The organism is Paenibacillus hunanensis, from assembly GCF_014645615.1.
Classification (GTDB): domain Bacteria; phylum Bacillota; class Bacilli; order Paenibacillales; family Paenibacillaceae; genus Saccharibacillus; species Saccharibacillus hunanensis.
Genome location: NZ_BMMB01000001.1, coordinates 482,812 through 497,317 on the forward strand (window position 1 = coordinate 482,812; position 14,506 = coordinate 497,317).

The window sequence follows — 14,506 nt, forward strand, 5'->3', positions numbered from 1 at the left end:
GCAAGAAATCTATTTACTTTGCGTGCCATATCACATAGATTGTAATATAAGATATTTTGCCATATCGGCTAATTGGATGCAGTGGACGGTCAGTGTTGGGAATAAGAACATGCTGGAGCTGCTGAATAAAGAGCGAGTGGACGATCAGATCAGGACTAGCTGTAGCCTTAGGATGAAGCTAATGCGGATATTCAAACACGTATATTCGTATATGATGCAAGCTATGGCACCGATCAGATAGAAGAATATGCCATTGTATTGTTATTTAAGGAGGACATGAATGTATTATGGAAGTACATGTTAAACAAAATCGATCTGCACGCGAACCGCAGGATAACCGTGCACGTATGCTCATCTCCTGTCCGGATGGACCGGGTATTGTAGCAGCAGTTTCTCAGTTTTTGTATGAGCACGGCGCTAATATTGTGCAATCGGATCAATATACGATGGACCCGGATGGCGGCATGTTTTTCATGCGTGTAGAGTTCGATCTGCCGCAGCTGGCAGACAACCTGGAATCCTTACAGCAGAGCTTTGAAGGTATTGCAGGTCGTTTCCAGATGAAATGGACAATCAATCAAGTGAGTCGGAAAAAGCGTCTGGCTATCTTTGTTTCTAAAGAAGATCATTGTCTAGTTGAGCTGCTCTGGCACTGGCAGGCAGGCGATCTGGATGCCGAAATCGCTATGGTTGTGAGCAACCACAATGATATGCGCAGCTATGTGGAATCGTTCGGTATTCCATTCCATCATATTCCGGTTACAGCGGATACGAAGCAGGAGGCAGAGCGCCGTCAGCTCGAAGTGATCGGTTCGGATATCGATGTGATCGTGCTGGCGCGTTACATGCAGATCATCTCGCCATCGTTTATCGAGCATTATCGTAACCGCATCATCAATATTCACCACTCCTTCTTGCCAGCCTTTGTCGGCGGTAAGCCATATGCGCAAGCTTATGATCGCGGTGTGAAAATTATCGGTGCAACAGCGCACTATGTTACCGAGGAGCTAGATGGTGGCCCGATCATCGAGCAAGACGTGCAGCGTGTGAGTCACAGCGATAACGTAAATGAATTGAAGCGTATCGGTCGTACGATTGAGCGTGTGGTACTGGCACGTGCTGTACAATGGCATGTAGAGGATCGCATTCTAGTACATCAGAACAAGACGGTTGTTTTTAACTAATTGTGCTTGAAATAGATGCATGGTAATCCAAGCTATGTTGGATAGTTTAAAAGTATAGTGATGCCAAATGCCACTCTTATAATGAGAGTGGCATTTTTATATGGGTATTGAGTTTGCCACCCTTGTAGTAGACGTTAAATGAAAAGTATCCAAGCAAAGCTTATAGTATTATTTAACGAACTTCATTAATTCTACAAACAGTTTTAAGCTACCATCAAGCAAGTCGTGAATCTGTTTTAAATTCGTTTTAATCTTTTTCAAAATTTCTTTTAACATCACATATCCAAAGGCTCAATCAATAATACTTCCATTAATTTTACTATTGTGTAATTTTATGCTAAAATGTAAACGTTATCAAAATACATATCAAAGGAGAGCGTAACTATGAAATTTGTGAATGTGGCTTGGAAAATGCTTGTATCTTCTGCTCTAGTCGTAGGAACACTTGCTTTCGTTTCCGCTCCAACTTCTGTTTCGGCTGCGCAGCCAACTTTGAGTGTGCCAACAGCAAGTAAGTATGTAGAGGTTCGCTTGCCTAATAATCCGGGGCCAACCTATTACTACAACCGGGGAGGGTATTCCGGCACGTTAAACTATATTGCACAGGATACCAGCGGCTATATTTTCGGTGGTTATGTATTTTCGAATTGATCGCTGAGGATAGAATTCAATTTTAAACTTGAGGATCAATAACCAAACAACTGTAGGATAAGCATACCCATCATATACATGGGATGGCGAATCTAATGCTATAGGCTTCATTCAAAGTGTACAGCAGCTAAATACGTAACATCCAAACAATAACAGCCTTTCTTCCAACCGACGAGACGAAGCTCATCCTTCATCTGTCTGTGAGATGCAAAAGGCTGTTATTTTTTATTCCCTTTAATGCGCGGTTAATATTGAAATGCTATTTTAAATGAGCATGCGTCTAATCAGCATAAAGAGCCAGTGATTTCATATCCGTTTATCCGGTACATTTGCTGGCTCACGATAAGGAGCAGACTGGACTCATCATACTAGCCGTCCACATTCCGTTTACATTCAAACCGGATCAGCCAGCTTACTTCCGCATCTGCAAGGCACCAGCAGCACCAAGCACCAGCCCATACAGCACATGCCCGCTCAGCCAGTACATATAAGCCTGCCAGTCCTGCAACGCAGGCACACGATCAGACAGCATCGTTAGTGGGAAAAATAATAACGATGAGGCGAAGCCAAGCGTCAATCCTGCCAGCCACGGATGCTGCCAGCGTGTGATCCACCATCGGAAAAGAACACCAAGCACGAGGGCAACCACCAGATGCAGCGCAAATTCTAACCATTCAGGCAAGCGTGGTGGCAATAACGGAATAAAATCAATATTCAACAATAATGTGTACACAAGTGATCCGGTGCGGTACTGAATCCATTTCAATACAAGCCCGAGCACGATGCCGCTGATCAATCCAGCTAGCAATCCCTGTCTAATAATCGTACGCAAAATACAGTCCTCCTCTTTTCGTATAGGGGATATTGGGTATAAATACAGTGGAACAAAATAACGATATGGTAAACTGTCCAAACTAGTGTTACAATGGACAAAGGGTTAATAAGTCAAATTGAAAGACTCAAGGGACATATTTCATTTGAGAGGTATTCAAACGGAATAGACGATCTTGTTTCAAATGAAATAAGAGCCGAGCACCTCGCTTTACCAAGAAGAATGAGGAGGATTAACATGACTGACAAGAAACAAGAGCAAGAACAAAGCATCTCCAAATCCGAAAACTCTAACGTGGACAATCTTTCGATTTCCACAATTCGTACGCTTTCTATCGACGCAATCGAGAAAGCTAATTCTGGACACCCTGGTATGCCAATGGGCTCCGCGCCAATGGGTTACCAATTGTTCGCTAAAACAATGACACACAATCCGGCGAACCCAACCTGGGTAAACCGCGATCGTTTCGTGCTGTCCGCAGGTCACGGCTCCATGCTATTGTACAGCCTGCTGCATCTGTCCGGCTACGGTCTGGAAATGGACGAAATCAAAAACTTCCGTCAATGGGGAAGTAAAACTCCAGGTCACCCTGAATTTGGTCACACTGCTGGTGTAGATGCAACAACTGGCCCACTGGGTCAAGGTGTAGCGATGGCAGTAGGTATGGCAATCGCTGAAGCACATCTGGCAGCTACTTATAATAAAGGCAACGCTAACGTAATCGACCACTTCACTTATGCAATCTGTGGTGATGGCGATATGATGGAAGGCGTAGCGAGTGAAGCTGCTTCTATGGCAGGTCACATGAAACTGGGCAAACTGATCATGCTGTACGATTCAAACGACATCACACTGGACGGTAAAGCAGGTCTGTCCTTCTCTGAAAATGTAGAAGATCGTTATAAAGCATACGGCTGGCAAGTACTGCGCGTAGAAGACGGTAACGATCTGCCTGCAATCGAAGCGGCACTGGCAGAAGCGAAAGCTGACACTTCCCGTCCAACACTGATCGAAGTGAAAACAGTGATCGGTTATGGTAGCCCGAACAAACAAGGTATCGGCGGTCACGGCGGTACGCACGGTTCTCCACTGGGCTCCGCAGAAGCGAAGCTGACAAAAGAATTCTATCAGTGGACATATGAAGAAGATTTCTACGTACCAGAAGAAGTACGCGAGCATTTTGCAAAAGTAAAAGCACGCGGCGTAGAAGCCAACAAAGCATGGGACGACATGTTCGCTCAATACAAAAAAGAAAATCCAGAACTGGCTGCTCAATTTGAGTCTGCATTCTCTGGTAACCTGGCTGATGGCTGGGATAAAGAACTACCATTCTACAGCACAGAAGACAAAGCGGTATCGACACGCGTAGCTTCTGGTAATGCACTGAATGGTCTGATCAACGGTGTTCCTCAGCTGGCAGGCGGTTCTGCTGACCTGGAGAGCTCCACAATGACTCACCTGAAAGGTCTGGACAACTTTACACCAGATACTCGTGCTGGCCGTAACATTTACTTCGGCGTTCGCGAATTCGCGATGGCTGGTGCAATGAACGGTATTGCTCTGCACGGCGGTATCAAAGTATTCGGCGGTACGTTCTTCGTATTTACCGACTATCTGCGTCCAGCTGTACGTCTGGCTGCTCTGATGGGTCTGCCTGTAACGTATGTACTGACTCACGACAGTATCGCTGTTGGTGAAGACGGTCCTACACACGAACCAATCGAGCAACTGGCTTCTCTTCGCATCATTCCAGGTCTGACTACAATCCGTCCTGCGGATGGTAACGAGACTTCGGCTGCATGGGCACACGCTGTTGAAAACAAAGGCGGTCCAATCGCACTCGTGCTGACTCGTCAAAACCTGCCAATTCTGGCTGGTACAACAGAAGGCGTACGCGAAAACATCAAAAAAGGTGCTTACGTGGTATCCGATGCTAAAGCGGGTCAACCAGTAGCACAACTGATCGCAACAGGCTCCGAGGTTCAACTGGCTGTTAAAGCACAGGAAGCTCTTGCTGCGGAAGGTATCGAAGTTCGCGTTATCAGCATGCCAAGCTGGGAACTGTTCGAAAAACAAGATCAAGCATACCGTGATTCCGTTCTGTTGCCAGATGTGAAACCACGTCTTGCAATCGAAATGGCTCAAACCTTCGGTTGGGAGCGTTATGTGGGCGATAAAGGCGCAATCCTGGGTATTACTACCTTCGGTGCTTCCGCTCCTGGCGACCGCGTAATCGCTGAGTACGGCTTCACTGTAGATAACGTTGTACAAAAAGTAAAAGGTCTGCTGTCCTAAGCTTTTTGGAACACGTATAGAATAAATTGCTTACAAGGTGCAGAGGTGGCCAAGCGCCGCCCCTGCGCTTTTTTCTGATATATTTCAGAGCGATTGTAGATTAGATGGCAGCGCGAGGTTGTAAAATTGCTGCTGTCACAATGCTGAAGGTAATGCCATTACACATGCAGGGAGCGGAATGACGAATGAGCCAATTCGAAAATGTAACTGTAATTAAGCAAGCAAATGTATACTATGATGGCAAGGTAACGAGCAGAACCGTATTGTTGCCGGATGGAAGCAAAGTGACGCTGGGCATTATGCTGCCAGGCTCGTATGAGTTTGGTACAGATCAGCATGAAACGATGGAGATTCTGGCAGGTAAGCTATCCGTTCTGTTACCAGGTAGCGAGGAATGGCTGCACATCGATGGTACAGCTACATTTGAGGTGCCAGCCAATACACGCTTCAAGCTGGAGATCAGCACAGTTACCGACTATTGCTGCTCGTATTCCTGATCGATCCTACTGGTTAGCTATAACATAAGTCATTGGTCATGGCAGATGGACTGGATTATACTGACGTCTGGCTAGCATCTTCGTATGCGAGAATGACTTGTATGGTGGCATTCTAGTTTTGGAAACCGGATAATCCGGGTAAACATATCGGTGTGTGCTACATGTATACATGGCATGGGTCTGTGTTCCGACATCCAGAACATTTCCGCTCCGCTGGATACAGACCAATCAAGCTTGTCGATTAATGCATGGATTTGCATGGCGTAAAAGAAGAGGCTGTCCGGTCACGACGTATGCAGCCTGCTATGACGCTATATACGAGTGAATGGTCATTATGCCTGACGCTTAATGGAAGTACAGATGTGATGCGTTATCGGCATCCTGCGTGCATCGGCTTGCATTGATGCGTGCATCGCGTCATACTTAACATTGGGTTTGCCTCGCACAGCCAGTTAGAAAGTGATGAGCTGGCTGCCGAGGGTACGGTGCAGCAAGGTGCTGCATACAGAATGAATTTATGGGAGGGTATTGAATTATGTCTAAAAAAGTGAAATTTGACTACAGCAAAGCTCTTTCTTTTGTTGCTCAACATGAAGTGGATTACTTCGCTGAGCCGATTCGCCTTGCACATGAGCAGCTTCACAACGGTACAGGTGCAGGCTCTGACTACCTGGGCTGGATCGATCTGCCGAACAGCTATGACAAAGATGAGTTCGCTCGCATTCAAAAAGCAGCGGCGAAAATCCAGAGCGACTCCGATGTACTGATCGTAATCGGTATCGGCGGCTCTTACCTGGGTGCGCGCGCAGCGATTGAAATGCTGAGCCATTCCTTCTACAACGTACTGCCAAAAGACAAACGCAAAACACCAGAAATCTACTTCGCAGGTAACAACATCAGCTCCACTTATGTGAACCATCTGCTGGAAGCGATCGAAGGTAAGGATTTCTCGGTTAACGTTATTTCCAAATCCGGCACAACAACCGAGCCAGCAATTGCATTCCGTATTTTCCGCGCTGAGCTGGAGAAAAAATACGGTAAAGAAGAAGCAAGAAAACGCATCTATGCGACAACAGATCGTGCAAAAGGCGCACTGAAAACACTGGCGGATGCAGAAGGCTACGAGAGCTTTATCATCCCTGATGATGTAGGTGGACGCTACTCCGTACTGACTCCTGTAGGTCTATTGCCAATCGCGGCAGCGGGCATCAACATTCAGGAAATGATGGACGGCGCAGCAGCGGCAGCCAAAGAATACAGCAATCCAAATGTTGCTGAAAATGAAAGCTACCAGTACGCAGCGGTACGTAACGCACTGCACCGTAAAGGTAAAGCGATCGAAATTCTCGTCAACTACGAGCCATCCCTGCACTTCGTATCCGAATGGTGGAAACAGTTGTACGGCGAGAGTGAAGGTAAAGACTTCAAGGGTATCTTCCCAGCAGCGGTTGATTTCTCGACTGACCTGCACTCCATGGGTCAATTCATTCAGGATGGTAGCCGTAACATCTTCGAAACTGTGATTCAGGTTGAAGAAGTGGCAAGTCATATTACGATTGAAGAAGATCCAGAGGATCTAGATGGTCTGAACTTCCTGGCTGGCAAAACGCTGGACTTTGTTAACAAAAAAGCATTCCAGGGCACATTGCTAGCACACACTGACGGACAGGTGCCTAACCTGATCGTTAACATTCCAGACCAAACGCCATATTCCTTCGGCTATCTCGTCTACTTCTTCGAGAAAGCCTGCGGCATCAGCGGTTACCTGTCTGGCGTGAACCCATTTGACCAGGAAGGCGTAGAAGCTTACAAAAAGAACATGTTTGCTCTGCTGGGCAAACCGGGCTTTGAAAAGCAAAAAGCGGAGCTGGAAGCACGTCTTTCCGAATAATCCAGCGAGCATTTGTTTGAATTTGCGGAAGAAGCTTCTGTAAAGGTCTTTTCGACAGAGCTACTTTTGATGTAAAATAGGATAAACTTCACGAGGAAAGCAGTTCTCTGACCGGAGTGTCGGGGGGCTGCTTTCTTGATACCTAAATATGGTGTATGATATCTTTAGTAACTGTGGGAAGACCCTCGGTGCTATCATACCCATATCGTGCAGGCATTTGCTCATGAATATATACTAATACCTATTGTTTGTTCTGCCTCATACGATCGGCAAGAATGATCTTATACAAGGAAAGGAACATCATGACAACAGACAAGCCAGAACGCTACAAAACGATACAGGAAGCCGGCGAAAAAGAGATAGTGATCAAAAAGTCGCGTTTCATCGGTCACTCCAAGCCAGTGGCAACAGAGGAAGAAGCACTCGAGTTTATCGAGAGCATCAAAAAACAGCATTGGAACGCCACGCATAATTGCTCTGCCTATCTGATCGGCTCGCGCGGAGAGCTTCAGCGTCAGTCCGATGATGGAGAGCCAAGTGGTACGGCGGGTAAGCCGATTTTGGAGGTGATCAAAAACCAGGGGTTGCAGGATATCGTCATTGTGGTCACTCGTTATTTTGGCGGTATCATGCTAGGTGCAGGTGGATTGATCCGTGCGTATACGGATGGTGCAGTTGCAGCGATTGAAGCAGGCAAGGCGATCACGCGTGTGCTCCATCAGCAGGTGCGGGTCGAGATTGATTATACATGGCTTGGAAAACTGGAAAATGAGCTGCGTAATCGTGATATTCGCATGGGGGAAACGGAATTCACGGACAAGGTCATTTTAAATTGCCTACCGGTTGCCAGTGAATCGGACGCATTTGAAGCCTGGATGACCGATCTTACTCAGGGACAATCCGTCATTACACGGGGAGAGCAGCGTTACTTTGCAGAGTGAACGATCTGTAGGGATTGCAGATCATACCGGATAAGAAGAATCGATGACGTCATGTATCCGCTCATGACCATCATCTGGACTGAAATTGGCAAGCGGGGTATGCCGTTTTCGAGCTATAGATGGCGAGTATACAGCCATACGTACAGACAGATGATACGGAACGGATCATGCAAAATGCTTGCTTGAAGGGGAATCACACTATGGCGCGTAGAGCGGTTGAGCAGGAGTTATCAAGAGAGAGAATTTTGGAAGCCGCTAGGCATCTATTTGTGACAAAAGGATATCGAGCGATATCGATGCGAAGTATTGGTCAGCATCTAGGCTACAGCCATGGTTCGCTTTATTATCATTTTAAGGAAAAAGCAGAATTGTTTTATGCGATTGTGATGGAGGACTTTGATCATCTATGTCAATTGCTGAATCAGGTAAAGGATATGCCAGAGCAAGGGGAGACGAGCAAGGTGGAACGTCTACTGCTGGAATTTATTCGCTTTGGACTGAATAATGCGCACCAATATGAGATCATGTTTATGATTCGTGACGAAGAGCTGCTAAGCTATTGTCGTGCTGAGCAAGCACGCTGCTTTGAAGTGTTTGCTTCGATTGTGAGAGGCAATATGGATCTGAATGAGCATTCGCTGGAAGCAATGCATACCGTGCCATTGAGTTTATTTTTATCGATCCTTGGCTTTATCTCGTATTATATTCAGGATCGAGTCACGTATGAGGAAGTCGAAGCTGCCGCCAATGCGCATGTTAAAACACTGTGCCGGGTACTGTGAGCGAAACGTTGAAGGTTAGAGGATAACGCCTCTGTTCAGCCTAGCTTTGCTTTACACTCGTTCAGGCATCCCGGTGGGGCAAAATACAGTAGAAGTAAAATCTATAGTGAAAAAGGATGTAAACCATGGATGCTGTGCGTCTGCACACTTTAAGACTTTCCCCTGTCAAAACGTTGAATCCCTATAGCGGACGAGGGAGTCAGAGCAAGGATAATCTTACCGATCACGGTAATCAACATAAAAGGCGGCTCACCTGATGACAGAGATCAGGAAGCCGCCTTTTTGTGCGCTGTATTCTCAACCTGTTATAGCTGTATAGACTGTCGATCCTTTTATAAACTAACTATACTTCTATGAACTAACTATACTTTTATGAACTAGCTATAGCTAAACAGAAGGGGATAACTAAAAAGAAAGTTATCACTAAATAGAAGGCTATAGCTACATAGAACAATTATAGCGATAGAGAACAATTATAGTACCCTCAGCCTTCCATAATTTTCACTACATATTCACGTGTACGTGGCCCATCGAACTCACAGAAATAGATACCCTGCCAGCGTCCTAGCAGCATATGCCCACCATCAATAATGACTGTCTGAGATGGCCCGGTTGTGATGGACTTGAGGTGTGAGGCTGTATTGCCTTCCATATGGCGATATTTCGGATGCTCCCACGGATAGACCTCATCCAGTCGCATTAATACATCATGCTTTACGTCAGGGTCGGCATTTTCATTAATCGCGATCCCTGCTGTCGTATGCGGGCAATAAATAATGACAATTCCGCTTTGAACGCCGCTCCGGCTCACCAGTGCAGCTACATCTCGTGTAATATCTCTAATTTCATCGCGTTTATGGGTTGAAATTGTGATCGTTTCTAGCATCGTATTCCCTCCTGATTGGCTTTTTATCAGTCTGGTGCTTACACTCGTTGTTCTTGCACAAAATGATCGTCAAATGATCATTTTCGGCCATGATTCTGCTCTTATATTACCCGAATTGGCTATAGCTTGAATAGGAAGGTGAAAAAGTAACTGTAACCGATACAGTTTCAGTCATGCTAAACATAATTCCACGGTAGGGTGACAAATGTGTTAAAATCGCCTCTATTCAGCGGTATAACGGTCATTTTTATCTCAGAAAAGTCTAAATTAGAGCTTTTCGTCGCCACTATTAATCATTTTGGCAAAAAGTTGTGAGGACATTGACGCAAATGTGACGATTTTGCTAAAGTATGGCTAAGATTTAAAACCAAGTATCCTAATAGGAAATAAAGGTTAAATGAAAAGATTCGAACGCATTATACCAAATCAATCGATATAATGACTCGGATGCAAGGAACGGAGTACTCGATCTGAACTATCACTGGTCAATGGTAAAGGGGTTATGACGTGAATAATACCTGGATTCGACACAAGGGCTGGACATGGGGCTTTCGCACAACTGTATTACTTTATTTTTTGATACTGATCGTACTGCCGATTGCAGGTGTATATGTGAACTCGCTATCGGATGGCTGGAGCGCATTTGTACAAAATATCGCTGATCCGATTGCATGGAAGGCGGTGCTGCTCACCTTACAGCTTGCACTAGTGGCAACGGTTATCAATGTGGCGATCGGGACGATGTCTGCCTGGGTGCTTGTGCGGTATGACTTTCCCGGCAAATCGCTACTGAACAGCATTGTCGATCTACCGTTTGCGCTGCCGACTGCGGTGGGAGGGCTGATGATTCTCGTGCTGCTCGGGCCGCATAGTGTCGTCGGACGTGCGGCTTCGGCACTTGGACTGGATCTGGTATTTCACCAGCCAGCGATTGTCGTGGCGATGGTATTTGTTACATTTCCGTTTGTGATTCGGGCGATTCAGCCGTTGCTGGAGGAGCTGGATACATCGGCAGAAGAAGCATCGTACACGCTTGGTGCATCGCGTGCATTGACCTTTTTTCGAGTGATTTTACCAGCGATGCTACCAGGGATTTTGAGTGGAGCGATGCTCGCCTTTTCACGGGCGCTGGCTGAATTTGGAGCGGTTGTACTGGTCGCTGGTAATATTCCGGGACGAACGCTGACCGCATCGGTGTACATTTTCGGCGAGGTGGAGAGCGATAATGAAGCAGGGGCGGCAGCCGTCTCTATTCTGCTGCTCACCTTATCCTTCTTAATTCTATGGTTGATTAATCTCGTGCAAACAAGGAGAGCGGACACATGAAAAGATTATGGATTACGCTCACCTGGCTCGTGTTCAGCATTCTGATTCTGATTCCGCTTGTTGTACTGGCAACAGGTGCCTTTGGTGAAGGCACGAGTGGTTTTATAAAGGCACTGGCACGGCCAGAGGCGCTGCATGCACTCAAGATGACCGGCTTGATTGTGCTGGTCGTTACGCTGCTCAATGGACTATTCGGCATTATGATGGGCATCTATCTTGTACGTGCGACATGGCTGAGTCGGCGCCTGCGGCAATTGTTTAACAGTATTGTCGATCTGCCTTATGCGGTATCGCCGGTTATCGGTGGTCTGATGATCGTCTTGCTGCTTGGGCCGGATACGATTGTAGGTGCATTTTTCGAGCAGATTGGCTTTAAGGTAGTATACGCATTTCCGGGTATGGTGATTGCCACGCTATTCGTCACTTTTCCGCTTATGGTACGCGAGGTGATGCCTGTACTACAGGAGCTGGGAACCGATCAGGAGCAGGCGGCTTCTACACTGGGTGCATATAGCTGGAGAACGTTCTGGCAGGTGACCTGGCCATCGATTCGCTGGGCGGTGATCTATGGAACGATTCTGACGGTGGCGCGCTCGCTGGGTGAGTTCGGCGCCGTGCTGGTTGTGTCCGGTAACATTATTAACAAAACGCAAACGGCGACAACGCTCGTTTATCAGGATATGGAGAACTTCAATGTGACCGCAGCGAATGGCGTTGCGCTTGTGCTGGCGGTATTCTCAATCGGGCTATTACTGCTCATGGAGCGTGCGAAGAAACGAAAGGAAGTGCATTGATATGCATATCGAGGTTCGCAATCTGGACAAGCATTTTGGTCAATTTCATGCGGTTAAGGACGTCAGCTTTTCGATTGAAAAAGGGCATCTGATCGGTCTGCTCGGCCCAAGTGGTGGGGGTAAAACATCGATTCTGCGTATGCTGGCAGGGCTGGAGACGCCGGATAGCGGTGATATCGTATTCCACGGTCAGCGTGTGAATAATTTGCCGCCACAGGAGCGAGAGATCGGCTTTGTATTTCAGAACTATGCGCTATTTAAGCATATGACTGTATTTGAAAATATCGCCTTTGGTCTAAAGGTAAAAAAGCTCAAGAAGCCTGCGATCCGCGAGCGTGTACAGGAGCTGGTAGAGCTGACAGGGTTGTCTGGATTTGAGAATCGCTATCCTCATCAGCTATCCGGTGGGCAGCGTCAGCGTGTTGCCTTTGCCCGTGCGCTTGCACCGGAGCCACAGCTCTTACTACTGGATGAGCCATTTGCCGCGATTGATGCGAAGATTCGGCAGGAGCTACGCACCTGGTTGCGCGAGCTGATCGAGCGTGTCGGCATTACCTCGATCTTTGTCACCCATGATCAGGATGAGGCGATTGAGGTTGCTGACGAGATTATGATCATTAATGGTGGACGTGTCGAGCAGAAGGGGACACCATGGGACATTTATAAGCAGCCTTCCACGCCGTTTGTCGCTTCCTTTATCGGGGAATCGACCATTATTGAGGATGTGAATCGACTGAAGGGCTTTGAAAATAGCTCACAGGCTTCGCGTGCACTGATTCGTCCCGAGTATATCGAGATCGGTCATGCTGGTGAGTTCCGTCTATTATCAGCTACAGAAAAGGGAACCGTGCGACATCTCCATTTCCGTGGAAGTCAGTGGATGGTCGAGGTGGAAGTGGGAGCAAGCCGTCTGATCACCTATCGTTCGCTGGAAAAGGAAACGCTGGAGGTTGGACAGGAGGTACATGTGCTGGTGCACCGTGCGTACCTGTTTAACGAGGAAGAAAGCTGGATTGCTGAAAATGCACTCAAGGCGGACAATGTGTCGATGTTCATTTAAATACAGCCGATACGTAGCAGAAAATACTACAGGTACAGAATGGGATCATCGGTCAAATGGCTGATCAGAGGGAGGAAGCCGACGTGAAAACAATACGAATAGCTACACGTTGGAAACGATACAGTATCGGTATGCTGGCAGTGCTCATGCTGCTGACGGTAGTTTTATCTGGTTGCGGCAAGAGTGCCAGTGAACCATCCGCAGCAGCGGCATCTGCGAATAACGGGGACGTAACGCTAGTGATCGGTGCATATAGTGTAGCTAAGGATGCGCTTGGTGAGATTTTGCCCAAGTTTCAGGCGTATTGGAAGCAGAAGACAGGGCAGACCGTTACTTTTCAGGAATCGTATGAAGCTTCAGGTACACAGGCACGAGCGATTGCAGGTGGCTTTGAAGCGGATGTAGCGGTACTGTCACTGGAAGGTGATATTGATAAGCTGGTCAAGGCTGGTCTGGTCAACAAGCAATGGAAAAAGGAAGCACCGGACAATAGCATGATCACGCGCTCCATTGTCGTGCTCGGGACACGCAAAGGGAATCCACTCGGCATTCATAGCTTTCAGGATTTGACCCGTCCTGGTGTGAAAGTGCTGTATCCAAATCCGAAAACCTCGGGCGGCGCACAATGGGACATTAACGCTATCTATGGTGCCGGACTGAAAGCCTCCGAACGAACAGAAGGCAAAAAAGATCCAGCCGCCGCCAAAGCATTTCTGGAGGCTGTGCATCAAAATATCGAATCGCTTGATAAAAGTGGGCGCGCCTCGATGGCAGCCTTTGAATATGGTGTCGGTGATGTGATCGTTACCTATGAAAATGAATTGCTGGCACGGATGGCAAAGGGAGCGGCGTATGATCTGGTCGTACCGGACGATACGATTTTGATCGAAAATCCAGCGGCTGTTGTCGATTCCTATGTGGATAAGCATGGTACACGCAAGGTGGCAGAAGCATTCCTGCAATATTTGTACACACCGGAAGCGCAGGAGATTTTTGCAAAAAATGGCTTCCGCCCGGTTGACCAGACTGTATTCAACAAGCATAAGCAGCAGTATCCAACGCCGCCAGGACTGTTTGATATTCAATATCTTGGGGGCTGGAGCGAGGTACGCAGCACGTTGTATTCCAAGCGTGGGATATGGTATCAGGTGCTAGCAGGTATTTAAATGCGCTTGTATGCAGATGTGAATGATCTCTTACACTTCATTATCTGTTATCTTTTACGAAGCTAGTTCTTACACTGTTATCGGCGATGGTATCAGTAGATAATATTAAGTAGATGATATCAGTAGAGGATCGATGGCGCGGCATGCTAGTATGGAGAGATAAAGCTACGGAATAACGTCGTTTTACATCTCCATGTATGC

The 14,506-nt window shown here is 47.0% G+C and carries 13 protein-coding genes; 11 read left to right on the forward strand and 2 right to left on the reverse strand.

The window, feature by feature from the left end; all coding sequences use genetic code 11:
• Positions 1–287: 287 nt before the first annotated feature.
• Both purU and IEX62_RS02045 read left to right on the forward strand, forming a co-directional pair.
• Complete coding sequence (purU, locus tag IEX62_RS02040; protein WP_188773729.1) at positions 288–1,184, forward strand: formyltetrahydrofolate deformylase; 897 nt, start codon at positions 288–290, stop codon at positions 1,182–1,184.
• 384 nt (positions 1,185–1,568) lie between these two features.
• Complete coding sequence (locus IEX62_RS02045) at positions 1,569–1,835, forward strand: hypothetical protein (protein WP_188773730.1); 267 nt, start codon at positions 1,569–1,571, stop codon at positions 1,833–1,835.
• A 412-nt stretch (positions 1,836–2,247) separates the two neighbouring features.
• On the opposite strand, the gene IEX62_RS02050 is transcribed toward IEX62_RS02045, so the two are convergent.
• Positions 2,248–2,667 (reverse strand): hypothetical protein, encoded by a 420-nt coding sequence (locus tag IEX62_RS02050; RefSeq protein WP_188773731.1) that lies wholly within the window; start codon positions 2,665–2,667, stop codon positions 2,248–2,250.
• Positions 2,668–2,904: 237 nt separating this feature from the next.
• Between IEX62_RS02050 and tkt the strand changes: the two genes are divergently transcribed.
• The 5 genes from tkt to IEX62_RS02075 all read left to right on the forward strand — a co-directional run bounded on the left by tkt (position 2,905) and on the right by IEX62_RS02075 (position 9,073).
• Positions 2,905–4,962: a transketolase gene (gene tkt, locus IEX62_RS02055; RefSeq protein WP_188773732.1), complete on the forward strand. Its 2,058-nt coding sequence runs from the start codon at positions 2,905–2,907 to the stop codon at positions 4,960–4,962.
• Between the two features lie 185 nt (positions 4,963–5,147).
• The gene (gene ppnP / locus IEX62_RS02060) at positions 5,148–5,459 is read left to right on the forward strand and encodes a pyrimidine/purine nucleoside phosphorylase (RefSeq protein WP_188773733.1); all 312 of its coding nucleotides are present in this window, start codon (positions 5,148–5,150) and stop codon (positions 5,457–5,459) included.
• Positions 5,460–5,994: 535 nt separating this feature from the next.
• Complete coding sequence (locus IEX62_RS02065) at positions 5,995–7,350, forward strand: glucose-6-phosphate isomerase (RefSeq protein ID WP_188773734.1); 1,356 nt, start codon at positions 5,995–5,997, stop codon at positions 7,348–7,350.
• A gap of 302 nt (positions 7,351–7,652) precedes the next feature.
• Positions 7,653–8,291, forward strand: coding sequence for a YigZ family protein (locus IEX62_RS02070; RefSeq protein ID WP_188773735.1), 639 nt, complete (start codon positions 7,653–7,655; stop codon positions 8,289–8,291).
• Between the two features lie 200 nt (positions 8,292–8,491).
• Positions 8,492–9,073, forward strand: coding sequence for a TetR/AcrR family transcriptional regulator (locus IEX62_RS02075; RefSeq protein WP_188773736.1), 582 nt, complete (start codon positions 8,492–8,494; stop codon positions 9,071–9,073).
• A gap of 484 nt (positions 9,074–9,557) precedes the next feature.
• Here the strand turns inward: IEX62_RS02075 and IEX62_RS02080 are convergent, their stop codons facing one another.
• Positions 9,558–9,959: a secondary thiamine-phosphate synthase enzyme YjbQ gene (locus IEX62_RS02080; RefSeq protein ID WP_188773737.1), complete on the reverse strand. Its 402-nt coding sequence runs from the start codon at positions 9,957–9,959 to the stop codon at positions 9,558–9,560.
• Between the two features lie 507 nt (positions 9,960–10,466).
• Between IEX62_RS02080 and cysT the strand changes: the two genes are divergently transcribed.
• From cysT to IEX62_RS02100, 4 genes are all read left to right on the forward strand, one after another.
• A complete protein-coding gene (gene cysT / locus IEX62_RS02085; RefSeq protein WP_188773738.1) occupies positions 10,467–11,285 on the forward strand; it encodes a sulfate ABC transporter permease subunit CysT in 819 nt (272 codons plus the stop codon).
• Positions 11,282–12,079 (forward strand): sulfate ABC transporter permease subunit, encoded by a 798-nt coding sequence (locus IEX62_RS02090; RefSeq protein WP_188773739.1) that lies wholly within the window; start codon positions 11,282–11,284, stop codon positions 12,077–12,079. The genes cysT and IEX62_RS02090 overlap by 4 nt, the downstream gene beginning before the upstream one ends.
• Position 12,080: 1 nt before the next feature.
• On the forward strand, positions 12,081–13,139 hold the full coding sequence (locus IEX62_RS02095) for a sulfate/molybdate ABC transporter ATP-binding protein (protein ID WP_188773740.1): 1,059 nt from the start codon (positions 12,081–12,083) through the stop codon (positions 13,137–13,139).
• A gap of 131 nt (positions 13,140–13,270) precedes the next feature.
• The gene (locus tag IEX62_RS02100) at positions 13,271–14,305 is read left to right on the forward strand and encodes a sulfate ABC transporter substrate-binding protein (RefSeq protein WP_188774032.1); all 1,035 of its coding nucleotides are present in this window, start codon (positions 13,271–13,273) and stop codon (positions 14,303–14,305) included.
• Positions 14,306–14,506: the final 201 nt, after the last annotated feature.